This window comes from Methylobacterium sp. NMS14P (assembly GCF_028583545.1).
In the GTDB taxonomy this organism is placed as follows: domain Bacteria; phylum Pseudomonadota; class Alphaproteobacteria; order Rhizobiales; family Beijerinckiaceae; genus Methylobacterium.
The window spans coordinates 351408-374956 of record NZ_CP087107.1 but is presented as its reverse complement, the minus strand read 5'-3'; the positions used below and the strand labels follow the sequence as shown (position 1 = coordinate 374956).

Here is a 23549-nt window from a genome sequence, read left to right as displayed (position 1 = left end):
CGCGCAGCTCTATCGGAGGTGAGCTTCGAGCATTCGCGCCATTAATGCGCATCCCTTTCCGGTGTTCGCGCGTTCCAACCTCGAACCGGCCGATATTTCGGTGCAATTGTCGACATAGAGGAGGCACGAATGCTGCGCGGTGGATTGCTGTGGCTGCTGGGAATCCCGCTGCCGATCATCCTGTTGTTGTATTTCCTCGGCGTGTTCCACTAGGCACCGGCGAGCGGACGTCGTGCCCTACACGGTCGAGATCACAACGCCGCCGGCGCAGATCGACGGCGCCGAGCAGGCGTCGCGGATGTACCAGCTGCCGGATCCGTTCAGCACGCTGGCCGAAGCCAAGGAGGCGGCGATCGCGCATATCGCGGGACTCGGCCTCGATCCGGCCGGCGTCCTCTACACCGTCTTCGACCGCGAGGGTTTCACGGTCGCCTCCAACGCGGATCAGCGCGCCGAGGCTGGGTAGATCGAGCCTGCGGGGCTGGGCTCCGTCCCGCGGGCGGGGTCCCCGAGCACAGAGTTGGTCGCCTTACCTGTCCCCGCGCGATGTGCGGTTCGGGATCCAGGTGAGAACCGATACTCCACAGGTGTTCCAGGACACGCCGAACCTGAAAGCTTGGGCGTACATCGGGATCACACCGCGAACACAGTCGCGAACCTGATGGAGACGACGATGACCTGGACGAACCGCATCACCCTGGCCGCGACCCTGATCGCCGGCGCCATCGCCCTCGTGACCTACGCGCAGGCCCTCAGCCTGCCGGCGCATTTCGCCTGAGCGAGACGGGCCCGGCGGCCGCCTCGCCCACCGTCGCCGCCTGAACGCGCGCCGAACGGTTCCGCGGTGCAGCGTGACTCTTCGCACCGCACGCAGCCGGCCGATCCGGCATCATCGTTGCAGATGGCGGTCCCGGGTCTCGCCCGAGACCCGCTGCTCGATGAGAGGCGTGCACGACATGGTCCTGAAGGGCTTCTCCTACGCGATGATCGGCGCCTTCCTGGGCGGCCTCGCGATGACCGTCGCCGGCTCGGCCGGCGTGCTCATGGGGCTCTGAGGCGGGAGCCCCTCCCCTCCTCCAGCGTCCCGGCCCGCGGCACCGGGCGTCGGGCGCCCGGCACGGACGCGGCGCCTTCGGCGGCTCAGCGCACGGCGCGCGCGGCCTCGCGGACCTGACGCGTCGCCGCGTCGACGCGATCGCTCGCCCGGGCGATGGCGTCCATGCCGCTCGCGATCGTCGCCACCCCCTGGGCCGCCGTCTGCATGCTGCCCGACATTTCCCGGGTGACCGCAGATTGCTCCTCCACCGCGGCGGCGATCGCCCCGGAAATCTGGTCGAGCGCCCGGATCGTGGCCTGGATCGAGCCGATCGCGTCGACGGCCTCGCGGGTCGCCGCCTGCGTCGCCACGATCTGGCCCCGAATCTGGTCGGTCGCCCTGGCCGTCTGCTCGGCCAAGGCTTTGACCTCCGAGGCGACCACGGCGAAACCCTTGCCGGCCGTGCCCGCGCGGGCCGCCTCGATGGTGGCGTTGAGCGCCAGCAGGTTGGTCTGCGCGGCGATCCCCTGGATCATCGTCACGACCTCGCCGATCTGCGCGGCCTGCCCGCTCAGCCCCGCGACGATCGCGCCGGTCTGTCGGGCCTGGTCGACCGCCTCGCCGGCCATGCGCGCGGCGTGACCGACCTGCTGGCTGATCTCGCCGACCGAGGCCGACAACTCCTCCGCGCCCGAGGCGACCGACTGGATGTCGCCGGAGACGCGCCCGGCCGTATCGACCGCCACGACCGTCTGCCGGGCCATGTCCTCGACCGCGGAGCCGATCGCGTCGAGGTCCCCGCCGATCACCCGCTGCGCCTCGACCCGCCGCTGGCGGTCGCGGACCTGCGCGGTGATGTCGGCCGCGAACTTCACGACCTTGACCACGCGTCCGTCGGCATCGAGGATCGGGTTGTAGGTCGCCTGGATCCAGACGTCCCGGCCGCCCCGGGCCACGCGCCTGAACTCGCCCGCGGCGAACTCGCCCTGGCCCAGCTTGTCCCAGAAGGCCCTGTAGGCCGCACCGGCCCGCTCGTCCGGATCCACGAACAGGCTGTGGTGCTGTCCGACGATCTCGTCCAGGCGGTAGTCCAGCGCGTCGAGAAAATTGGCGTTGGCGTTGAGGATCACGCCCGTCGGATCGAAGGCGATCACCGCCTGCGACCGGTGCAGCGCGGCGATCTGACCGTTCAGATCCAGCGTCTGAGCCTTCAGGACGGTGATGTCGATCGCGAAGGTCACGATCTTCGCGATCCGGCCGTCGCGCCCGGACACCGGGACGTAGCTGGACTGGAGCCAGATCTCGCGCCCGTCCTTGGTCACGCGCTGGAACTCGTCGCCCGACACGGTGCCGGCGCGCAGGTCGTCCCACAGCGCGCGCTCGGCGGCGCCGCCCTGGTGACGAACCGGCACGAACAGGCTGTGATGACGTCCCTGAATCTCGGCGAGGCTGTAGCCCGTCAGGGCCAGGAACGCGGCGTTGGCCGTGCGGACGACCCCGTCGGTTCCGAACTCGACGACGGCCAGGGCGCGATCCAGGGCGGTCAGCCACGCCCGCTCCCGACGAGAATACAAGTGCAGCATCATGGTGACCCGCAATGGTTGCGAAGGGATCTGCGAGACCGGAATCCGTTCGCCGACGTTCGAGCCTCCATGTAGATGCGTCCGCTGAACAAGGTCTTAAATCACAATATTCGCGATAGTTACACCTGTTCGTAATTCTGATAATCCCCGAAGCGCGCGCCTCCTTCGACGACGGCATCTGGATACGCTTGCCATGCAACGAGTACTCGGCCAAATAGTTTAGCGGTCCGCACCTATCGGGATCGCCCGGATCGGCCGCGCCCCCTAGACGATCGACATGAAGGCAGATCAGACGCGCCGCGACCCCAGCCTGTGGCGACCGCAGGCCCGGTTCTCGGCCACCATCGCGTCCCTGAACCAGCTCAAGACGTTCAACGACACCGGCGGCATCGCGGTCTATCTGGACGTCGAACGCGCCACAGCGCCGGCGATCGAGATTTCCGGAAGTCAGACCGAGATGCTGAGCTTCTGGGAAACGCGGTCGCCGAGCGGCTTCGTCACCACGCCGAAATTCTCCGCCGGGCTCCTGACGGTCCGCTTCGTCACGCGCGGCCACATCGTCTACGCCCATCGCCAGGGCGACATCCTGGCGTCGCCGGCGATCGCCGCCCTGACGGGTTTCGACGACCTGCGCGAGGTGCGCGCCTCGAGCGCGGTCGGCGCCGTGAGCGCGACGATCGCCGTCGACGCGCTCGCCGCCGCCAACGACGCCCTCACGGGGCGCGATCATGCCGGCCTCCCGGCCCTGGCGCCGATCGCCGACATGACGATGCCGGGTCTGCGGGCCCTGTTCTGCACGATCCGGCTGATCCGGCACCGCCTTCAGGACCTGGACCGGGGGGCGGACCTGATGCTGCCGCTGCTTCAGGAGGTCATGAGTTACCAGCTGCTCTCCGCCTGGCCGAAGCGGGTCGCGGCGCCCGCCGCACGCACCCGCGACGTCGCCGCGTCCCATCTTCGACTGGCGATCGAGTACATCGAGGCGAATCTCTCGACCGCCATGACCCTGGCCGATATCGCGGCCGCGGTCGGGACCGGTGTCCGTTCGCTGCAGACCGCGTTCCGGAAGGAGCTGGGCCGGACGCCGGTTCAGTTCATCATCGAGCGCCGCCTGACGCGGGCCCACGAGGACCTGACTGCGCCCGCGGCGCCGCGCCGGCCGATCGCCGCGATCGCCCGCGCGTGGGGGTTCGCCCATATGAGCGATTTCGGCCAGCGCTACCGCCGCCGCTACGGCTGCACACCGTCCGAGACGCGCCGCCAGCATGAGCGCGCGCGATGAGGTCCGCGAATCCCGCCGCGGCCGGTGAGCGACCGGTGAGCGACCGGGCAGACCGCGCCGTCTCGACGCGCGCTCCAGCGCCCGACCGCGGCGCCGCGGCTCAGGCCGAGGCCGCGCTCACGCGGCCGGGTCCTCCCACCCGATGGCGCGGCGCAGGAAGGTGAGCCCCAGCGCCCTGAACGCCGCCGCCTGCTCGCTGTCCTTGCCGGCGCCGTGCCCGCCCGTCGCGGGCTCGTAGAAGGCGACGTCGTAGCCGAGGACGCGGAGCTTCTGCGCCATCTTCCGCGCGTGGCCGGGATGAACCCGGTCGTCGCCGCGGCTCGTGGCCAGCAGGATCGGCGGGTAGGGCCGCCCGGCCTCGGCGGCGTGGTAGGCGGAGATGCCGGACAGGAACGCCCAGTCCTGCGGATCGTCCGGATCGCCGTACTCCCCGATCCAGCTCGCGCCGGCCAGGAGCTTCGTGTAGCGGCGCATGTCGATCAGCGGGATCGTGCAGGCCAGCGCCCCGAACCGCTCCGGGTAGCGGGTGAGCATGTTGGCGATCAGCAGGCCTCCGTTCGAGCCGCCCTCGGCCGCGATCCGCCCCGGCCGCGTCACGCCGCGGGCGACGAGGTCGGCGGCCACCGCGGCGAAGTCGTCGTGCGCCCGGGCCTTGCCCTCGCGCCGGCCCGCGTGGTGCCAGCGGGTACCGAACTCGCCGCCGCCGCGGATGTTGGCGGTCACGCAGGTGCCGCCGCGCTCCAGCCAGAGCTTGCCCAGCACGGGCTGGTAATCCGGCAGGCGCGAGTGCGCGAACCCGCCATAGGCCGTCAGGTAGACGGGGGCGGCACCGGTCTCGGCCTCCGGCCCGACCTGGACGTAGGGCACGCGCGTCCCGTCCGCCGACCGGGCCTCGTGGCGCGTCACCCGGATGCCGCGCGCATCGTAGGCCGGGGGCGTCTGACGCAGCACGGCCGGGGCGTCGAGCGCGGGCGGGAAGGCGAGCAGCGCCGGCGGCGTCACCGGATCGTGGGCCAGCGCGAGCAGGGCTCCGTCCGCCCGCTCCGGATCGCCGTCGAGGGGCCAGAGATGGACGGATCCCAGGGCGGGCAGTCCGGCGAGGGGCCGCTCGGTCCAGCCGCCCGGCCCCGGCTCGAAGACCCGGTAGGTGGGACGCAGGTCCTCGAGCACGTCCACGATCAGCCGCCCGGCCGACCAGAACACCCTCTGAAGGGCGAGCCGCGCGTCCGGCTGCCAGAGGACCGTGAAGGCGCGACTTCCCGCCAGCAGGTCGGGGAGCGCGATCGTCAGGACCGTGTCGGTGTCATGCGCGACGCCGTCCACCGTCCAGGGCCGCCGCAGCCGCACCGACAGGTGGTTCCGGTGCAGTTGGACCCCGGCATGCGCGGGCAGGTCGAGGCGCAGGCGCATGCCGCCGCGGTCGCCGATATGGACAGCGGTGTCGAAGAAGCCGAGCTGCTCCACGACCGTGATCCGCTCCGCCCCGGCCTGCCGGTCGGACGCGCCCCAGACCGACATGCTGGTCTCGGCGGTCTCGAACAGGACGGGCGCGTCGCGCGGATCCGTGCCGCGCGGCCAGAGCCGGACGGTGCGCGCGTAACCGGACCGCGTGGCCGAGCCGAGGGCGCTCGACAGGAGCACGGTCTCGCGATCGAGCCACGTCGCGCCGCCCTTGCCCTCGGGCAGGACGAAGCCGTCCGCCACGAAGGTGCGCGTGCCCAGATCGAACTCGCGCATCACGGCCGCGTCCTTGCCGCCGCGGCTGAGGCGCACCAGGGCGCGATCGAGGTCGCCCTTGAGGATCGCGGCTCCGGCCCAGACCCAGTCCTCGCCCTCCAGCGCCGCGAGGCTGTCGAGATCGAGCAGGATCTCCCAGTCCGGGACCGCGGCGCGGTAGCCGGCCTCGTCGACGCGCCGCCACAGGCCGCGCGGATGCGCACCGTCCGTCCAGAAATTGTAGAGCCACGTGCCGAAGCGCTGGACGAACGGGATCCGGCCCGGCCGGTCGAGAAGCGCGCGGGCGATGTCGCGGTCGCGGAGGAAGCCGGCATCGCCGTAGCGGGCGAGCGTCTCCGCGTTGCGCGCCTCGACCCAGGCCAGCGCGTCGGGCCCGTCGACCTCCTCCAGCCAGAGGTAGGGATCGTCGTCGGGCCGCGCGAGCGTCGGCCTGGGATCGGGGTGGGGGTCGGTTGCCGCGAGCATGGCCGGGAGCGTAGCCCGTGCGCGCCGTCCTCAAAAGTCGCGCGGCGCACCTCCGATCAGCGGTCAATCGTCTCGGACGCGCAGATTTTCGCGCGCCGCGCGCAGGTGAAGCGGAGGATCCGGTCGCGCGGATCAGGGACTTTCCGCGTGCGCGCGGCCGATCCATCCCCCTGAACGTCGCCCTCTCGCCCGCCATCGACTCGGCCGGCAGGGCGCGCACGCCCTTCGCGCGGATCTATACTGATATTATCAACATCATCGAGATCATCGCAACACTTTGACTGTTTTAGATTCCACACATTCAGCACATAAGGCTTGCAAGCGCCTCGATTATGGTCTTCAATGATGGTCCGGTTGCGTACGTTCTGGTTCGTGCTCTGAGTCCCCATGCCGTCTCGGGGGGTCGCAACGATGCGCGTCGTCGAGCAAGGGTCACGCGGGTGTCGACGGGAGGGACGCGGCGCGCGCCCGGCGCGCGGTCTCGGCCAAGTGGCGGCGATCGGCCTCGCGGGCGCCGCCGTCCTGGTCTCGGGCGGGCTCGGCGTCACGGCCGCATGGGCGCTGGACGCGGACGCGGTCGTCGGGACCTGGCGCCTCGCCGCGGCCACGCGCCGGATCGTGGACACGGGCGAGACCATCGACGCCTACGGCGGCCCGAGGCCGACCGGGTGGATCCATTACGGCCGCGACGGGCGCATGATGGTGGTCTGCGCCTACGAAGGCCGGGAGCGGCCGGTCGCCAACGACAAGATGTCCGACGCGGACCGGATCAAGCTCCACAAGACCTTCTTCGCCTATGCCGGGACCTACCGGCTCGAGGGCGACCGGGTCGTCCACGACATCGACACGTCCTGGAACGAGGCCTGGACCGGGACCTCCCAGGTCCGGCACGTCGCGCAGGAGAACGGGCGGCTCGTCCTCACGACGGTGCCGTTCAAGTTCAACGTCGACGGCAGGATGAGCGTCATCACTCTCACTTGGGAGAAATACCCTTAGTCGAAGTCCGAAGACCCTGCGACGTCACGCACTCATCAACCAGAACACTTCATGATGGAGGAAGACATGCTGCGCCCTCACGTCCTGTACGCGACCGTGTTCGCTGTCGCCCTGATGACGCCGAGCCTGTGCCGGTCGGACACCGTGCAGGCCGACGCGCAGAGCGCCGCGAGCCAGTGGGACGCGGCGTATAACGGCGGCGACATGGACGCGCTGGCCAAGCTCTACGCGCCCGACGCGATCGTCGTCACGAAGGGCGCCCCGCAGACCAGCGACGGCATCCAGAAGTTCTTCGCCGGGCTGAAGGCGAAGGGGTGGGACGAGCACAAGACGACGGTCAAATCGGCGCTGCCCAAGGACAACCTGCTCATCGTGTCCGGCCGCTGGGAGATGACCAGCCCCGGGGACGGGGGCGCGAAGAAGAAGTTCGAGGGCAACTGGGTGAACGTGCTGGAGAAGCGCGACGGCGCCTGGCGCACGGTCCTGCACACCTGGAACTGACCGCTCCGCCCGGCCGGGAGACGGCCGGGCGGAGCGCCTCCCGGTCTCAGTGGATCGGGCGCGGAACCGTGCCCCGCGCCCGGGCGGCCGGGCCGCCCCCGGCGGGCGCGACGCCGGCCTCCAGGCTCTCCAGGCTCTGGCTCCGCGGCTCGACGCCGAACACCGCGACCGCGACGATCTGCAGGGCGAGCAGCCCGATCATCAGGCCGGTCACGCCCGCGATGCCGTAGGTCTCGAACAGGGTCACGACCAGGAAGGGCGTCACGACGGTCGCCCCGCGCCCGACCGTGTTGCACAGGCCCGACGCCCGCAGGCGCACCTCGGTCGGGAACAGCTCGGGGATGTAGATCCCGAACAGCAGGGCCACCAGCACGTAGATCGGCACCGTCAGCCCGAACCCGACCAGCGGCAGCAGGATCGGGTCCAGGGTCATCGGGTAGAGGATCCCGAACAGGATGGCCGTCGCCGAGGCGCCGATGATCGTCGGCTTGCGGCCCCAGCGGTCGGCGGTCAGGGCGCCGATGGCGCTGCCCACCGGCGCGCCGAGCCCCATCAGCAGCGCGTAGCCGAAGGAGGTCGCCACCGAGAGGCCCTGCCGGATGAAGAAGGTCGGCAGCCACGTCACGAAGCCGTACAGCAGGGTGTTGATCACCACGAGGCACAGGCAGCCCAGCAGCAGGCGCGACAGCAGCGGCGGCCGGAACAGGGCGGTGAGCCCGAGCTGCGTGACGGGCGCGGCCGGGGCGGCGGGCGGCAGCGGCGCGCCGCGGGCCGCCTCGGCCTCGATCGCGCGCATCAGCGCCTCGGCCTCGGCGTGGCGCCCCACGGCCTCGAGCCAGCGCGGCGATTCCGGCAGGCTCTTGCGGGCGTACCAGACGGCGAGCGCCCCGAGGCCGCCCAGCGCGAACATCGCCCGCCAGCCGAAGGTCGGGATGATCAGGTAGCCGATCAGGGAGGCGGCCGGCAGGCCCGTGACGACGAACACCGCCATCAGGCCGAGGAAGCGCCCGCGCGAGCGCGCCGGCACGAACTCGGTCATGGTCGAGTAGCCCACGACGTTCTCGGCCCCGAGCCCCACGCCCATGATGAAGCGGAGCACGATCAGCACCGTCATGTTCGGCGCGAACGCCGCCCCGAGCGCGGCCAGCCCGAAGACCAGGAGGTTCGCCTGGTAGGTGAAGCGCCGCCCGTAGCGGTCGCCGAAGAAGCCCGTCAGGAACGAGCCCGCCATCATCCCCACGAAGGTGGCCGAGACGAACCACGCGTTCTGCGGCAGGGTCGAGAAGCCGCTCTTCAGGGTCGCGCCGAGCACGGTGGCGGCGATGTAGATGTCGAACCCGTCGAAGAACATGCCGATCCCGATCAGCCACATGATGCGGCGGTGGAACGGGCCGATCGGCAGGCGGTCGAGGCGGCCTCCGGCGTTGACCGCCGGGCTCACGGCTTCGGACATGGGGCGTTTCCTTCCTCGGGTTCGGGGCCGGCGCGGAAGGGGTCCGTCTGGCGCGGACCTCGCATCCCCCGCGCCGCCGGTCGTCAGTTCAGGCGGCGCTGGTCGGCCGTGTCGCGGTACCAGTCGAAGGGCCCGTCGCCGGTCGCGACCATCACGCTCTTCACGTCGAAGTGGTCGTTGAAGCTCTCGATGCCGCACTCGCGGCCGAGGCCGCTGTCGCCGACCCCGCCCCAGGGCGAGGCCGGGTCGAGGCGGTGGTGGTCGTTGATCCAGACGATGCCGGCCTTGACCGCGTGCGCCACCCGGTGGGCCCGGGCGACGTCGCGGGTGCGCACGGCCGCGGCGAGGCCGAACGGCGAGTCGTTGGCCAGCCGGAGGGCGTCGGCCTCGTCCTCGAAGCGGGTGACGCTGGTGAAGGGCCCGAACACCTCCTCCTGGAAGATGCGCATGTCGGCGGTGACGTCCGCGAACACGGTGGGCTCCACGAAGTAGCCGCCCTCGAAGCCCGGCACCCGGGCCGCCCGCCCGCCCGCCACCGCGCGGGCGCCCTGGTCGCGGCCGTAGCCGGCATAGGCCAGCACCCGCTCGCGCTGGCGCTCGGAGATGACCGGCCCGAGCTGGGTCGCCGGGTCGAAGGGGTCGCCCAGGCGGATCGCGGCGGTCTTGGCGGCGAGCCGCTCCACGAACTCGTCGTAGATCGAGGCCTGGACGAGGTGGCGGCTGCCGCACACGCAGGTCTGGCCGGCCCCGATGAAGGCGCCGAAGGCCGCGTAGTTCACCGCCCGCTCGACGTCGAAGTCGTCGAACACCATCACGGGGGTCTTGCCGCCGAGCTCCATGGTCTGGTGGGCGAAGACCTTCGCGGCCGCCGAGCCGGCGATCCGGCCGGCCTCGGTGCCGCCGGTGAGCACGAGCTTGTTGATGTCGCGGTGCTCGGCGAGCGCCTTGCCGGTGGAGGCGCCCAGGCCCAGCACGATGTTGAACACGCCCGGCGGCAGGCCGGCCTCGATGAAGATCTGCGCGAGCTTCAGGGTCGTGAGCGGCGTGTACTCGGACGGCTTGACCACCGTGGTGCAGCCAGTGGCGAGCACCACCGCCAGCGACTTGCACAGGATCATCAGCGGGTGGTTGAACGGCGTGCAGTTCGCCACCACGCCGATCGGGGTGCGGCGGGTGTAGTTGAGGTAGTTGCCCTCGACCGGGATGACGTCGTCGCGCCGCGCCAGCGCCACGCCCGCGAAGTAGCGGAAGAAGTCCGGCAGCCGCGAGAGCTGGGCCCGGGTCTCGTTGACCGGCCGGCCGTTGTTGGTGGTCTCCAGCCGGTAGAGCGCGTCGAGGTTGGCCTCGAACGCGTCGGCGAGCCGGTTCACCAGCCGGGCGCGCGCCCGGATGTCCATCCCGCCCCATTCCCGGCCCTCGAAGGCCGCCCGGGCCGCCCGCATCGCCCGGTCGACGTCGGCCGGCCCCGAATCGGGAATCCGGGCGATCACCGCGCCGGTGGCGGGGTTGCGCACGTCGATCAGCGCGCCGTCCCCGGCCTCGACCTCGCGCCCGTCGATGAAGTTGCCCCGGGTCTCGACCGTCGGTTCGGGCGCGTGCAGGGTCATGGCGTCTCTCCCGTGTCGTGTTCGACCGCGTCCCCGGCTCCGCGCCGGGCGCGGCATGGTTCAGAGGACGATCGCGCTGCGTTCCAGGGCGGTCAGGATGCGGCGCTCGGCCTGGGCGACGTGCGCGCGCACGAGGCGCCGCGCCCCGCGCCCGTCGCGGCGCTGCACGGCGTCGATGATGGCGGCGTGCTCGTCCACGAGCTGCGCCGGGTCGCGCCCGCGGATGCCGTCGAGGCTGACCCGGACGAGCCGGTCCGCCTGCTCGACGAGGTCGCGCACGGTCGCGGCCATGCGGCGGTTCCCCGAGGCCTCGGCGAGGGCGATGTGGAAGGCGCGGTTCTCCGCGATGAAGTCGGCGCCGTCCGCGACGGCGCGGAACGCGTCGAGGGAGGCCAGGACGGAATCGGGCGCGCCGGCCGCGGCCTCGGCCGCGCAGGCCGGCTCGAGGGCGAGGCGCATGCGCAGCAGATCGCGGGCGTCGGCCACCGATATCGCGTTGATCTGATATCCCTGGCGAGCGTGAACCGTGACGAGGCGCTCGCGCTCCAGGCGCAGCAGCGCCTCCCGGACCGGCTGCCGGCTCACGGCGTAGCGCCGGGCCAGTTCCTGCTCGCGCACCTCCGCGCCGGGGCGCAGGACGCAGGCCAGGATGTCGGCGCGGATCGCCGCGTAGATGTTGTCTCGGAGCAGCACGCACGGCCTCGTTCGATCGACACATGCTGCCATTCGTGAAATATCACGTCAACCGGATTGCGAGCGAACGCGTCGGATGCGACAGCGTCGTGGAGCCGCCGGCAGAGGCGGCGGGGGAGGTCTCGGATGCAGGCGATGTTCGCGGATGGCCAGGTCGCGGTGACCGCTTCCGGCGAGGGTCCGCCCCTCGTCCTGCTGCACTCGCTGCTCGCCGACCGGACGAGCTTCGACCGGGTCACCCCGGCGCTCGGCCGCGACTTCCGGCTCCTCCTCCCCGACCTGCCCGGGTTCGGCGCCTCCGCGCCCGCGCCGGGCGGCCTCGAGACCGTCGCCGACCGGGTGGGCGCGGCGGTGCGCGCGGCGACCGGGGGTCGGCCGGCGGCCGGACTGGGCAACGGCTACGGCGGCTTCGTGCTGCTGCTCTGCGCCCTGCGCCACCCCGACCTCTTCGACCGGCTCGTCTTCGCCGATTGCGGCGCCTGCTTCCCGGAGCCCGGCCGGGCCGCGTTCCGCGGGATGGCCGGCGCGGCGGCCGAGAAGGGGCTCGCGGCGATCGCCGACACGGCCATGCGCCGCCTGTTCGCACCCGCGTTCCAGGCCGAGCACCCGGCCCTGATGGCCGAGCGCCGGGCCGCCTTCCTGCGCACGGACGTCGACGTGTTCCGGGCCGCCTGCGCGGCCCTGGCCGGCCTCGACCTGCGGGCGCGCCTCTCCGAGATCCGCGCGCCGGCGCTGGTGCTCGTCGGGGAGGAGGACGAGGCGACCCCGCCGGCCATGGCGCGCGAGCTCGCGGCCGGGCTTCCGGACGCGCGGTTCGTGACGCTGCCGGACTGCGCCCACGTCCCGCAGCTCCAGGCCCCCGAGATGTTCGCCCGCGAGGTCCTGGCGTTTCTCCGGCCGGGCGCCGCCTGAGCGGCTGCGCGGAACGGTGCTAGGTTCGGCCGCTCCGGCGGGGTCGGCGGCCCCGATCCGCGCGGCCGCGGCGGCGCGCCATCCAGCGAGACGGACATGAAGACATTTTTCGTGCAGATCAAATGCGAGATCGGCAAGACTTACGCCGTGTCCGACGCGCTCGTCGCGATGGAGATCGCGTCGGAGATCTACTCCACCGCCGGGCGCTTCGACATCATGGCCAAGTTCCACGTGGACAACGACGTCGATATCGGGCTGTTCGTGAACGACTTCCTCCTGCGCCTCGACGGCGTGAAGGATTCCGAGACGATCATCGCCTTCAAGGCCTTCCACTGACGCGCCCGACCGGGACCGGCGGCCGGCCCCGCGCGCCGCGGACGTCCGGGGCGGCCCGGCTCAGCGGACGCGCGACGGGTCGATCACCAGGAAGTACTCGCACGGCTCCGTGCCGACATTGGTGAAGGCGTGCCCGGCGTCGGCCTCGAAATACAGGCTGTCGCCGGTCTCCATGATGACCGCGCGCTCGCCGATCACCGCCCGCAGGCGGCCGCGCAGGACGTAGATGTACTCGGACACGCCGCGGCGATGGGCGGTGAACTCGCCGGTGCTGGCGCCCGGCGGCAACGTGTTGAGCACCCAGTCGATGCCGCGCCCGGGCAGGACCGGCGAGATGCAGCGCCGCAGGTAGCCGGACGCCTCGTCGCGCAGGATCGGCTGGCGGCTCGCCGGGATCACCAGGATCTCGCGCTCCGTCGCGGGCGCCATCAGCCGCGAGAAGGTGACGCCGAGCGCCTCCGCGAGGCGGGACAGCACCACCGTCGACGGCACGGCCTCGGAGCGCTCGATCTTCGAGATCATCGAGCGGCTGACGCCCGAGCGCGCCGCCAGCGTCTCCAGCGACAGGCCCTGCTCCCTGCGGCGCCGCCGGATCTCCTCGGCGATGTGGATCTGCGGGGACGTCTCCGTCGCTGCCGGGTCCGCCCCGATGATCGTCCTCGCCGTCATGCCCCGTCATCCGCGCCCGCGACCGGGCCGCGCGACCGGGGCGCGGCACCGAGAGAGTCGCCCCCGCCTAGCGCAGGGGCGGCCGAATTGCACCTTGCGCCGCACCGCGCGCCGGGCCGTGCCACCTGTCGGGCGCCGGGCCGCGACGCGCCGGGCTGGCACGCCGCTTGCCTCCACAAGAATGGATTTTCATCCATCACAGTGGAGGATGTGCCGTGGCCGATACCGCGTTGCCCTTTGAGGCGTCCCCGGCTCGCGAGGCCGGCCCGGTGCCGGTCGCCGACCGGCGCCAGATCGTCTGGTCGAGCGTCATCGGGACGACGGTCGAGTGGTACGACTTCCTGATCTACGGGACGGCCACGGCGCTCGTGTTCAACAAGCTGTTCTTCCCGAGCTTCGACCCGCTGGTCGGCACCATCGCGGCGTTCGGCTCCTACGCGGTCGGCTTCCTGGCGCGCCCCCTCGGCGGCGTCATCTTCGGACATTTCGGCGACAAGATCGGCCGCAAGGCGATGCTGTCCCTGACCATCATCATCATGGGCCTCGGCACGTTCCTGATCGGGTGCCTGCCGACCTACGCGCAGATCGGCATCTGGGCCCCGATCCTCCTCGTGGCGCTGCGCCTGGTCCAGGGCATCGGGATCGGCGGCGAGTGGGGCGGCGCGGTCCTGATGGTGGTGGAGAGCGTCCCGGCGGAGCGGCGCGGCTTCTTCGGCAGCATCGTCCAGCTCGGCTACCCCCTCGGCGTCATCGCGTCGATCGGGGCCTTCGCGCTGTGCGGCTTCCTGCCGGAGGCGGAGTTCCTCGCCTGGGGCTGGCGGATCCCGTTCCTGGCCAGCGCGCTGCTGGTCGGCCTCGGGCTGTTCATCCGCCTGCGCCTGCACGAGACGCCCGCGTTCCAGCGGGTGAAGCGGCGATCCGCGGTGGCGCGCCTGCCGGTCATGGAGATCCTCACCGAGCACCCGCGCACCTTCCTCAAGGCCGTGGGCCTCAAGGTCTCCGAGATCGCCTACGTCAGCGTCGTGACCGTGTTCTCGATCTCCTACGTGACCGGCCAGCTCGGGCTGTCGCGCAGCATCATCCTGAACGGCATCCTGGTGGCGGCGGTGATCGAACTCTTCACCCTGCCGGCCTTCGGCTGGCTGTCGGACCGCTACGGCCGCCGGCCCCTGTTCGTCGCCGCCTGCCTGTTCTCGATCGCCTTCGCGTTCCCGCTGTTCACCCTCCTCGACACGCGCGACCCGACGATCATCACGCTGACCGTCGCGGTGGCCCTGAGCTTCGGCCAGGGGATCATGTTCGGCACCGGCGCCGCCTGGATGTCCGAGCTGTTCGACGCGCGCCTGCGCTACAGCGGCGCCTCGCTGGGCTTCCAGGTGGGCGCGGCCCTGAGCGGCGGATTCACGCCGCTGATCGCCGCGGCCCTGCTGGGCTGGAGCTCCGGCGCGACCTGGTCGATCTCGGTCTACCTGATCGCCCTCGCCTGCATCACGCTGACGGCCACGCTGCTCGCCCCGGAGACGGCGCGCAAGCCGATCGATTGAGCGGTCGACCGGCCGCCCCGCAGGCGCGTGAACGCTTCCCATACAGTGGATTATCGTCCACTATCTGAAACAGCCCGACGAGAGACCAACAGCATGACGAAGCGCACCATCCGCACCGAGAAGGCCGCCCCGGCGGTCGGGCCCTACGCCCAGGGAATCCGGGCCGGCGGGCTGGTCTTCGCCTCCGGGCAGCTGCCGATCGATCCCGCCACCGGCGCGTTCCCGGACGGGATCGAGGCGCAGACGCGGCGCTCCCTCGCCAACCTCGCCGCCGTCCTCGAGGCGGGCGGCGCCAGCCTCGAGGACGTCGTGAAGACGACCGTGTTCCTCAAGGACATGGAGGAGTTCGCCGCGATGAACGCGGTCTACGCCGAGCACTTCCCGGGCGAGGCGCCGGCCCGCTCCACCGTCGAGGTCGCGCGCCTGCCGCGCGACGCCCGGGTCGAGATCGAGGCGATCGCGCTCGCCACGGAGGCCGCATGACCGGCGAGACGAGGGGCGCGATGCCCGGCGAGACGGCACCCCGCATGGTCGAGGCCTTCGCCCACGCGGCCGGATCGGCCGCCGTCCGGGTTCCGGGCGGCGCCGCCGGCTGGGTCGGCACCCTGACCCACATCCACATCGCCCCCGCCGCGAGCTACGAGATGGAGGCGGTGTCCGAGGCGGTGTGCGTGGCCGGCCGCGGGATCGAGGGCGACCGCTACTTCCTCGGCACCGGCACCTACTCGCCCAAGCCGGACGTGCGCGAGGTCACGCTGATCGAGCAGGAGGCCCTCGACGCCCTCAACCGCAACGATCCGCCGCTGCAGGAGGGGCCGCTGCGCCTCCTGCCGGGCGATCATCGGCGCAATCTCACGGTGCGCGGCGTGCCGCTCAACCACTTGGTCGGCCGGCGCTTCCGGGTCGGCGCCGTGATCCTGCGGGGCGGACGCCTCAACTTCCCCTGCCGCTATCTCGAGGAGCTTCTCGGGATGCCGGTCTACCTGCCGCTCTACAATCGCTCGGGCCTGAACTGCGGGATCGAGAGCGGCGGCGTGATCCGGCCCGGCGACGCGATCGCGCTGCTGGATTGACGGAGCTGCGCGCGATGACGGCCCGCCTGATCATGAAGCTGCGCGTCGCCGACGCGGTCGCGACGACGCCGGAGGTGCTGCACCTCGGCCTCGTTCATCCCGCGCGCCCGGAACTCCCCGCCTGGACGGCCGGTGCCCACGTCGATCTGCGCCTGCCGGATGGTCGGGTGCGGCAGTACTCGCTGTGCGGTGACCCGGCCGACCGGGGCCGCTACGAGATCGCGATCAAGCGGGAGGAGGCCGGCCGGGGCGGCTCGGCCTGGGCGCACGACACGCTCGCGCCGGGAGCGTTCGCCCACGTCTCGGCGCCCCGCAACAACTTCCCCCTCGATCCCGACGCGCGCCGCCACCTGCTGGTGGCTGGCGGGATCGGAGTGACGCCCCTGCTCGCCATGGCGCGCGCTCTCTCCGCGTCGGGGGCCGAGTACGCGTTCCATCTCTGCGCCCCCTCCCCCGAGCAGGCGCCGCTGCTGGCGGCGGTGCGGACGGTCTGCGGGCCGCGCCTCAGCTGCTGGTTCGGGTCCGAGGGGCGGCGCTTCGATCCCGACGCTCTCGGCCCGGCCGAGCCCGGGACTCACGTCTACGCCTGCGGGCCTCAGCGCCTCATGGACGCGGTGCAGTCGGGTCTGGTCGCGCGGGGCTGGCCCGTCGAGCGGGTGCACAGCGAGCATTTCGCGCCGCTGCGCGACGAGAGCTTCGTGCCGGAGCCGTTCGAGGCGCGGATCGCCTCCACCGGCCAGGTGCTCCACGTGCCCGCCGACCGATCGCTGCTCGACGTGCTGCGCAGCGCGGGGTTCGACCTGCCGTCCTCCTGCGAACTCGGCGTCTGCGGCTCCTGCGAGTGCGGCTATCGCGACGGCACGGTCATCCACCGCGACGCGGTCCTGCCGCACGCCAAGCGCCGGAGCCGCATGATGCCCTGCGTCTCGCGCGCGCGGGACGCCGTGACGCTCGACCTCTGACGGCGGGACCCGATCTCGGGCGTTATCAGACGTACGGCCCCGCGCGGGCGGCCTTCCAGGCTCGGACCGGGCCGCGCGGCTCCGGATTGCCGGCTCGCCGACCTGCCGGAGCGGCGGCGTCGGCCAGCCGCTTCGCCGCGCGGCCCGCGCCCGCCCGCGAGCTGCGCCAGCGCGCCGCACGATTCGGATCAGCGAACCTCACGCGACGGATGGCGATGCCGCGCGGGCTGGGTTAGCCCGCCTCGATCGTGCCATCGCCGCGGGGCAGTCCCCCGCCCGCCAAGAGGAGGTCCTGAGAATGAGCCGCTCCACGCTGTCCATCAGCGCCGGTCTGGCGGTGGCCGCAGTCGTCCTGGCGGGGCTCTGGGTCTCGTACGGGCCCCGTCCTCACGCGAGCCGCGACAGGCAGGCGTCCACGACTATACCCGTGTCCAAGCAGGACCGGTCCGGGATCGATCCGCAGGGAGAGGCCATCCGCTCCGTGTATCCGGGACCGAGTTCCGGATCCGCCCAGCGCGCCGCCCCGGCGCCGCGGACCGGGATGGCAGCCCCCCCGCCGTCCGCGGCGGCAACCCCGGCAGCACCGCCGGATGCTCCGACCGTGCGCGGGGCGGCGGCCCCCCCGACGCCACCGCAGCAGCAGGCCGACAGCGCGTCGGGCCAGGGCCAGCCGCCGGCCTCGCCGGGCCAGGGCGTCGATCTCAACACGGCGTCCGTCGAGGAGCTGAACGCCCTCGGGGCCGGCATGATCGGACGCAGGATCATCGCGTTCCGGCCCTACGGCTCCCCGGAGGATCTCGTGACCAGGCGTGTCCTGAAGAAGGCCGATTACGAGGCGATCAAGGCCGCCGTCGCGGTGCGTCAGACCGATGCGGCGGGCGCGGAGCGCCCGGATTGAGCGCCGCAGTCCGGCGGGACCGGCCGGCGTGCGCGTTCCGCGCGACGCGCGCGTGTTTCCCGTAGCGGCGTCGAGCCGCGCCGGACCTACCCGCGCTTCGCCTGAACCGGCTGCTTACCGGCGAGACGTTTGCCGAGCCGCTCGATGTCGACGATCATCCGCTCGTGCGTCCCGGTCCCGATCTGCTCCGACTCGTCCCAGGCCGCGACGCGGAACTGGATCTGACGTCCGGCGACGCCGACCACCTCGGCCTCTGCCCGGACGCGGTGGCCGACCGGAGTCGCGGCCATGTGAGTCACGTCCACCTTCGTTCCGACGGCGCTCTCGCCGGGATCGAGGTATTGGCGAACGGCGTTCAGCGCCGCGTTCTCCATGATCAGGACCATCATCGGCGTGGCGAAGACGGGCGGCAGGATGTTGTCCTTGAACTGGCTGGCCAGATGTGAGGGCCCGACCAGCATGGCGAAGCTCCCCTTCGCACCCAACGGGATGTCCTGCATGCGCGCGCTCCAGATCCGTTTCAGCCCGATCACCGATAGGTAGGGCCGCGCGACCGCGTCCGGCCAGCCCTGGGCCTTCGCCGCACGCAGTCCTGCCCCCTGCCCGCCGCTCGGCTCGGCTCGGCTCGGCAAGGGATCGCGGCGGCACCGCGCACAGCGCCCGACCAGCGCCCGATCAGCGCCGGCGGCGGGGCTGGCCGGCCGCCTCCAGGATGAGGTCCGCGATGTCCGGCGCGCGCGAGATCAGCGACAGGTGGCTCGCCTTGAGCTCGACGGTCCGCGCGTTCATGCGCTTGGCCATGAACCGTTCGAGATCCGGGTCGATGGTCCGATCCTCGGTCGACACCGCGTAGAAGCTCGGCTTCGAGCGCCAGGCCGCGCGGGTGGTCCGTCCCGTCAACAGGGTCTTGCGGAACGGCTGCTGGACCGCGAACAGCACCCGGGCCTTCTCGGCCGGCAGATCGCCCGCGAAATCCCGCAGGAACGCCGCCTCGCTCAGGCGCCCCTCGTCGCCGTCGAACACGATGCCGGCCGAGGCGGGCGGTGTCGGGTAGGTCTTCGCCAGCGCCGCGTAGTCCTCGTGCGCGTCCGGCGCCCGGGCCGCGACGTAGACCAGGGCCGAGACGTTCGGATCCATACCGGCCTCGGTCACGATCATGCCGGAGAACGAGTGACCGACCAGGACGGTCGGCCCGTCCTGCCGTGCCAGCACGCGCTGCGCCGAGGCCACCGCCTCCTCGAGGGTGGTCAACGGGTTCTGCACGGAGGTGACGGTCAGGCCGGCCGCCTGCAGGTGCGGGATCACCTCCGACCAGCACGATCCGTCGGCGAACAGCCCGTGCACCAGCACGACGTTGCGCGCCCGCGGCAGGTCCTGGGCGATGGCCGGGCCGGGAAGCAGCGCGGCGGCCGCGCTGGCGACGAGCGCGCGGTTCAGCGTTCTGCGCGTCATCATGGGGTGCCTCCGTCAGGACTCGTCGGTGCGGGACGTCCCGTCCCTGTTCGTCGTCGGCGCGGGAAGGATACATCCGAGGACCACCGAGGCGCACGTCTTGGCGCAGACCTCGGCGCGCCCGGCGGTCACGGGGCCGCGTCGGCTATCGGAGCGCGCGGTCCCCGGAGGCGTGGCCGCCGGCGCGGGTCGCCGCTCAGCCCTGGTGCCCGCACCCGCAATCCGGCGCGTGCGCGCTGTCCGGCCAGCGGGAGGCCCGGATCACGCTGCAGAAGTTGCCCTTGCGGAAGCCCGGCTCCTTGTCGGCGATCACGTCGGCCTTGACGTTGCCGAACGTGGTGGCGGGCTTGTGCCGGATGCCCTCGTAGAAGGCCTGGATGATGCCCTCCTTGAAGTCCGGCTCCCGGGGAAAGGCCGCCACGACGGCGGCGCGCTCGGCGTCCGAATACGCGTCGTAGGTCAGGCCCAGCACGTCCATCTCGACGCCGGCCGTGACCAGGGCGACCACCGGGTGCATGTGGACCGGGATGCCGGGCGTCGTGTGGAGCGCGATGGCGGTCCACACGGTGTAGACGTCCGCCTCCGGCACGCCGTGCGCCTTGAGGAAGTCGCGGGCCGCGTCGGCGCCGTCCACCTCGAAGCGCTCCCCGGCGCTGCTGTGGCCCGGCATCAGGCCGAGGTCGTGGAACATGGCGCCCGCGTAGAGCAGCTCGCGGTCGTAGCGCAGGCCGCGCCGGTGCCCGGCCAGGGCGCCGAACTGATAGACCCGGCTCGAATGGTTGAAGAGCAACGCGGTCTCCGTGTCCCGGACGAAGGCGGTGATGGCCCGGGCGAGCGCGCTGTCGGGGATTGCGGCCTCGGCCGGCATATCGATGGTGCTCACGGCGGATCTCCTTTGCGCTGGGTGTCCCGACGGGTTACTGAGCCTCCCGGACGGCATCAATCATCGGATGACGACGAATTCTGCCATCGTGCGCGCAGGATCGGCCACGGAGCCTCCCATGGAACCGCGATCGACGGCGATCCTGGCCCTTCCCGGTGTCCAGCTCCTCGATGTGGCAGGTCCCCTCGACGTCTTCGCCGAGGCGAACACCCAGAGCGGCCGGGACGTCTACGACCTCGCCATCGTCGGCACCGGATCGGGTCGAAGCTCCGGTCACATCACCACGTCGTCCGGCCGCGGCCTGGTCGTGGACTTGGTCGCGCCCGGCGCCGAGCCGACGCGCTTCGACACCCTCCTGGTCGCGGGCGCCCCCCGGATGCAGGAGCTGGCGGTTCCGCCCGACGTGCTGGCGTGGCTGCGTCGGGCCGCGGGGCACTGCCGGCGCTACGGGTCCGTCTGCAGCGGCGCCTTCCTCCTCGGGCAGGCCGGCCTGCTGGACGGCCGCCGGGTGACGACGCACTGGGCCGTCGCGGAGGCGCTGGCGGAGCGGTTTCCCGAGGCCTCCGTCGAGCCCGACGCGATCTGCCTGTTCGACGGGCCGCTCCGGACCGCGGCCGGGGTCACGGCCGGGCTCGATCTCGCCCTGGCCCTCGTGGAGGAAGATCTGGGCGCGGAGATCGCCCGTCGGGTCGCGGCCCAGCTGGTCATGTTCTTCAAGCGGGGCGGCGGCCAGATGCAGTTCAGCCGCCGCGGGGTCAGCGCCCCGGTCGGCCGCTCGGCGCTGCAGGCGGTGCAGCGCTGGGTGGCCAGTCGCCCGGGCGAGGATCACGGGGTCGACCGCCTCGCCGAGCGGGCGGGGATGAGCCCGCGCCATTTCGCGCGCCTGTTCCGCGCCGAGACGGGCCTGACACCGGCCGCCTATGTCGAGACCGTCCGGATCGAGGCCGTCCGGCGCCTCCTCGAGACGGAGGACGTCGCGCTGAAGCAGGTGGCCGGTGCCTGCGGCTTCCGCGACGCCGACACGCTCCGGCGGGCGTTCGTGCGGCGGGTCGGCACGACCCCCGCGGAGTACCGGCGTCGGCACGCGCGGCCCTGACGGGCGGATCAGCCGGATCTCACGAGGATCCGAGCGTCACGATGACAAGGACCGATGCGCCGCGCGGAGGTAGCGCCGGTCGATGTAGCGGTCCGCCTCGGAATGACGGCGGTTCGGCAGCGCGCGGATCAGGGCGCTGACCTCGATCAGGGCTTGAACCGCGGCCGTGCTCGCGTCGCCGTCGCGGGGGAAGATCGCTTCGTCCGTGTAAGTCTGCCACGCCCTGGCGAGGTAGGATGGCGCCACACCCGTCTCGATCGCCGCGATGCGGGTCGCGGCGTCCGGATTCCGGTAGAACCACGCGTGGGCGCGCACGAACGCCCGCAGGAAGCGCGTGAGGATCGCCGCGTTCTCCGCGGCCCAGCGCGCGTCGACGTTCAAGGACGTGAACTGGAAGTCCGGGACGTCCGCGCGGGGATCGCAGACGACGGTGAAGCCCGCGTCGATCGCGACGGCGTCGAGCGGGGCGCCCTGCAGGCCCGCGTCGATCGCGCCGCTCTGGAGCAGCTCCCAGCGTGCCAGGATGGGGCCGACGGCCCGCAACGTGTAGTCCCCGGGATAGGTGAGCCCGCGGGTCGCGAGCAGCTTCATCACCAGGGACGAACTGCCCGCCTCCAGGGACGAGACGCCGATCACCTTGCCGCGCAGACCCGTCACGTCCCGGATCTCCGGGCGGGCGATCAGCGAGAACGGCAGCTTGTTGACGTTGCCGCCGATGATCGTGAGGTGGCCGCCGGCCTCCCGGTCGAGGACGACGTGCTCGGTGATGCCGTAGGCGAGGTCGACCCGCCCGTCGCGCAGCCGCTCGGTCACGGCATCGACGCCCTCGTGGAGCTCGATCGCCACGTCGAGCCCCTCCTCGGCGAACAGGCCGGTGTGCTGCGCGATCCAGACGGGCAGGTTGAAGTAGTTGCGCGACACGGCCGCGAAGGTGAGCGCGGTCATCGGTCAGCGGCTCGAGGCGTGCAGGGGGACCGGCGCGGCGGGAACCGGCGCGGCCGCCGCGCGGATCGGACGGCGCGCGCCGAACAGGACGATCAGCGCCCCCGCCAGGAGCAGCGCGCCCGCGATCAGGAACGCGCCGGCGAAGCTGCCAGTCCCCGCCACGACGTAGCCCGTGACGATGGGGGCGGCGAGGCCGAACGTGTTCCCGCCGACGATGAGCAGGCTGACGGCCGCGCCGTTGGCGGCGCCATCCTCCAAGAGGTCGGCGGTGAGGGCGATGTTGAGGCCGGCCACGGTCCCGACGCAGCTCAGCGACACTCCGAACAGGCAGAGGATGAGCCAGACCGGCTGGACCAGGGGCGTGGCGAGGATGACCGACGAGGCGAGGAGGAGGCCGGCGATGAGCTTGCGCCGGTCGGCCGGCGTCGCCCCGGGCCGCCGCAGCAGCCGGTCGCTCAGGGCGCCCATGGCGAGGCCGACCAGCGCGGCGATGCCGTAGGGGATCGCGGTGAACAGGCCGCTCTTCAGCACGTCGAGACCGCGGCTCACCGCGAGGTAGTTCGGCAGCCAGGTCATGAACAGGTAGCTGGTGTAGACGGTGCAGCCCTGCGTGATCGCGAGCGCCCACATCGACGGGCTGCGCAGCAGACGCGTCACGGGCGGCCCGGACGCCGCGCCCGCGGTCCGCCCCTGCGGGCCGCGACGGCTCAGGATGTGGGCGCGCTCGGCGTCGGTCAGCCACGCGGCCGCCTCCGGCGCCCGGTACAGGGCGAACCACGCGGCGGCCAGGACGAGCCCGAGGCCGCCGGCGATCCAGAACGATTCCCGCCAGCCGAAGACCGTGACGAGCCAGCCGACGAGGGGCGCCCCGAGGCATAGTCCCGCGTAGGACCCGCTGTTCAGGCAGGCGGTGGCGAAGCCCCGCTCGTCCCGCGGGGCCCAGGCGCAGGCGACGTGGCCTCCGGCGGGGTAGTTCGCCGCCTCTCCGGCGCCGAGCGCCAGTCGGGCCAGGTACAGGGCCGGCAACGAGGCCGCGAGCCCCGTCCAGACCGCTGCCAGCGACCAGACGGCCAGCGCGGCGGCCGTGAGGGTGCGGCCGCCGAACCGGTCTGCGGCGATCCCCATCGGGATGAGGAGCAGCACGTAGGTCCAGAGGAACGCCGAGAACACGTAGCCCAGCTGGATCGGCGACAGGCTGAACGCGGCGGCGATCGGCGCGGCCGCGACCGAGAGGTTCACGCGGTCGACGTAGCTCACGAAGGTGAGCAGGAAGAGGCCCGCGTAGACCGCGAACCTGCGCGAGCCGATCATGGCGCTTCCTCGTTGACCGCGGCGGCGATCGCCTCCCGGACGCACCGGGCGGTCGTCGTGCCTGCAGGCGTGGGTCCGAGGCCCGGCGCTTCGGTCCGGGAGGCTCGGACGTGCG

At 72.1% G+C, this 23549-nt stretch carries 24 protein-coding genes; 13 read left to right on the top strand and 11 right to left on the bottom strand.

From position 1 onward, the window contains the following. Window positions 1-232 precede the first annotated feature (232 nt). Window positions 233-466, top strand: coding sequence for a hypothetical protein (locus LOK46_RS31580; protein ID WP_273564832.1), 234 nt, complete (start codon window positions 233-235; stop codon window positions 464-466). A gap of 674 nt (window positions 467-1140) precedes the next feature. On the opposite strand, the gene LOK46_RS31575 is transcribed toward LOK46_RS31580, so the two are convergent. Further along, entirely contained in the window at window positions 1141-2619 is a 1479-nt protein-coding gene (locus tag LOK46_RS31575) for a methyl-accepting chemotaxis protein (RefSeq protein WP_273565202.1), read from the bottom strand. 277 nt (window positions 2620-2896) lie between these two features. Here LOK46_RS31575 and LOK46_RS31570 point away from each other — a divergent pair, with 277 nt between their 5' ends. Continuing rightward, window positions 2897-3901, top strand: coding sequence for a helix-turn-helix transcriptional regulator (locus LOK46_RS31570; RefSeq protein WP_273564831.1), 1005 nt, complete (start codon window positions 2897-2899; stop codon window positions 3899-3901). A gap of 117 nt (window positions 3902-4018) precedes the next feature. Here LOK46_RS31570 and LOK46_RS31565 read toward each other — a convergent pair whose 3' ends face one another. Further along, window positions 4019-6103: a prolyl oligopeptidase family serine peptidase gene (locus LOK46_RS31565; protein ID WP_273564830.1), complete on the bottom strand. Its 2085-nt coding sequence runs from the start codon at window positions 6101-6103 to the stop codon at window positions 4019-4021. Between the two features lie 17 nt (window positions 6104-6120). On the opposite strand from LOK46_RS31565, the gene LOK46_RS31560 reads away from it, so the two are divergent. From LOK46_RS31560 to LOK46_RS31550, 3 genes are all read left to right on the top strand, one after another. After that, window positions 6121-6384, top strand: a complete 264-nt coding sequence (locus LOK46_RS31560) for a hypothetical protein (protein WP_273564829.1) — start codon at window positions 6121-6123, stop codon at window positions 6382-6384. A gap of 208 nt (window positions 6385-6592) precedes the next feature. Further along, window positions 6593-7099: a lipocalin-like domain-containing protein gene (locus LOK46_RS31555; protein ID WP_273564828.1), complete on the top strand. Its 507-nt coding sequence runs from the start codon at window positions 6593-6595 to the stop codon at window positions 7097-7099. 66 nt (window positions 7100-7165) lie between these two features. Next, window positions 7166-7600, top strand: coding sequence for a YybH family protein (locus LOK46_RS31550; protein WP_273564827.1), 435 nt, complete (start codon window positions 7166-7168; stop codon window positions 7598-7600). Window positions 7601-7646: 46 nt separating this feature from the next. On the opposite strand, the gene LOK46_RS31545 is transcribed toward LOK46_RS31550, so the two are convergent. The 3 genes from LOK46_RS31545 to LOK46_RS31535 all read right to left on the bottom strand — a co-directional run bounded on the left by LOK46_RS31545 (window position 7647) and on the right by LOK46_RS31535 (window position 11353). Next, a complete protein-coding gene (locus tag LOK46_RS31545) occupies window positions 7647-9053 on the bottom strand; it encodes an MFS transporter (RefSeq protein ID WP_273564826.1) in 1407 nt (468 codons plus the stop codon). 83 nt (window positions 9054-9136) lie between these two features. Beyond that, complete coding sequence (locus LOK46_RS31540; RefSeq protein WP_273564825.1) at window positions 9137-10660, bottom strand: aldehyde dehydrogenase; 1524 nt, start codon at window positions 10658-10660, stop codon at window positions 9137-9139. Between the two features lie 60 nt (window positions 10661-10720). After that, window positions 10721-11353, bottom strand: a complete 633-nt coding sequence (locus LOK46_RS31535) for a GntR family transcriptional regulator (RefSeq protein WP_273564824.1) — start codon at window positions 11351-11353, stop codon at window positions 10721-10723. A 126-nt stretch (window positions 11354-11479) separates the two neighbouring features. Here LOK46_RS31535 and LOK46_RS31530 point away from each other — a divergent pair, with 126 nt between their 5' ends. Together LOK46_RS31530 and LOK46_RS31525 are read left to right on the top strand one after the other, a co-directional pair. After that, window positions 11480-12265 carry an alpha/beta fold hydrolase gene (locus LOK46_RS31530; RefSeq protein ID WP_273564823.1) on the top strand — a complete coding sequence of 262 codons (786 nt, stop codon included), beginning with the start codon at window positions 11480-11482 and terminating at the stop codon, window positions 12263-12265. A 96-nt stretch (window positions 12266-12361) separates the two neighbouring features. Continuing rightward, on the top strand, window positions 12362-12601 hold the full coding sequence (locus LOK46_RS31525) for an Lrp/AsnC ligand binding domain-containing protein (RefSeq protein ID WP_273564822.1): 240 nt from the start codon (window positions 12362-12364) through the stop codon (window positions 12599-12601). 60 nt (window positions 12602-12661) lie between these two features. Here the strand turns inward: LOK46_RS31525 and LOK46_RS31520 are convergent, their stop codons facing one another. Further along, window positions 12662-13270 carry a helix-turn-helix domain-containing protein gene (locus tag LOK46_RS31520; RefSeq protein WP_273564821.1) on the bottom strand — a complete coding sequence of 203 codons (609 nt, stop codon included), beginning with the start codon at window positions 13268-13270 and terminating at the stop codon, window positions 12662-12664. Between the two features lie 215 nt (window positions 13271-13485). On the opposite strand from LOK46_RS31520, the gene LOK46_RS31515 reads away from it, so the two are divergent. From LOK46_RS31515 to LOK46_RS31495, 5 genes are all read left to right on the top strand, one after another. Further along, window positions 13486-14814, top strand: a complete 1329-nt coding sequence (locus LOK46_RS31515; protein ID WP_443192920.1) for an MFS transporter — start codon at window positions 13486-13488, stop codon at window positions 14812-14814. Window positions 14815-14907: 93 nt separating this feature from the next. Beyond that, complete coding sequence (locus LOK46_RS31510) at window positions 14908-15297, top strand: RidA family protein (RefSeq protein ID WP_273564820.1); 390 nt, start codon at window positions 14908-14910, stop codon at window positions 15295-15297. Then, the gene (locus LOK46_RS31505) at window positions 15294-15887 is read left to right on the top strand and encodes an MOSC domain-containing protein (RefSeq protein ID WP_273564819.1); all 594 of its coding nucleotides are present in this window, start codon (window positions 15294-15296) and stop codon (window positions 15885-15887) included. Before LOK46_RS31510 ends, LOK46_RS31505 begins: the two co-directional genes overlap by 4 nt. Before the next feature lie 14 nt (window positions 15888-15901). Continuing rightward, on the top strand, window positions 15902-16849 hold the full coding sequence (locus LOK46_RS31500) for a PDR/VanB family oxidoreductase (protein WP_273564818.1): 948 nt from the start codon (window positions 15902-15904) through the stop codon (window positions 16847-16849). A 601-nt stretch (window positions 16850-17450) separates the two neighbouring features. Further along, window positions 17451-17747 carry a helix-hairpin-helix domain-containing protein gene (locus LOK46_RS31495; RefSeq protein ID WP_273564817.1) on the top strand — a complete coding sequence of 99 codons (297 nt, stop codon included), beginning with the start codon at window positions 17451-17453 and terminating at the stop codon, window positions 17745-17747. A gap of 86 nt (window positions 17748-17833) precedes the next feature. On the opposite strand, the gene LOK46_RS31490 is transcribed toward LOK46_RS31495, so the two are convergent. The 3 genes from LOK46_RS31490 to LOK46_RS31480 form a co-directional block, all read right to left on the bottom strand. Beyond that, on the bottom strand, window positions 17834-18247 hold the full coding sequence (locus tag LOK46_RS31490; protein ID WP_273564816.1) for a thioesterase family protein: 414 nt from the start codon (window positions 18245-18247) through the stop codon (window positions 17834-17836). A gap of 175 nt (window positions 18248-18422) precedes the next feature. Continuing rightward, a complete protein-coding gene (locus tag LOK46_RS31485; RefSeq protein ID WP_273564815.1) occupies window positions 18423-19202 on the bottom strand; it encodes an alpha/beta fold hydrolase in 780 nt (259 codons plus the stop codon). Between the two features lie 193 nt (window positions 19203-19395). Next, on the bottom strand, window positions 19396-20067 hold the full coding sequence (locus LOK46_RS31480) for an HD domain-containing protein (RefSeq protein ID WP_443192926.1): 672 nt from the start codon (window positions 20065-20067) through the stop codon (window positions 19396-19398). A gap of 133 nt (window positions 20068-20200) precedes the next feature. Here LOK46_RS31480 and LOK46_RS31475 point away from each other — a divergent pair, with 133 nt between their 5' ends. After that, window positions 20201-21178, top strand: coding sequence for a GlxA family transcriptional regulator (locus tag LOK46_RS31475; protein ID WP_273564814.1), 978 nt, complete (start codon window positions 20201-20203; stop codon window positions 21176-21178). Window positions 21179-21214: 36 nt separating this feature from the next. On the opposite strand, the gene LOK46_RS31470 is transcribed toward LOK46_RS31475, so the two are convergent. Both LOK46_RS31470 and LOK46_RS31465 read right to left on the bottom strand, forming a co-directional pair. Continuing rightward, window positions 21215-22123 (bottom strand): ABC transporter substrate-binding protein, encoded by a 909-nt coding sequence (locus tag LOK46_RS31470; RefSeq protein WP_273564813.1) that lies wholly within the window; start codon window positions 22121-22123, stop codon window positions 21215-21217. A 3-nt stretch (window positions 22124-22126) separates the two neighbouring features. After that, window positions 22127-23434: an MFS transporter gene (locus LOK46_RS31465; RefSeq protein ID WP_273564812.1), complete on the bottom strand. Its 1308-nt coding sequence runs from the start codon at window positions 23432-23434 to the stop codon at window positions 22127-22129. Between the last annotated feature and the right edge of the window lie 115 nt (window positions 23435-23549).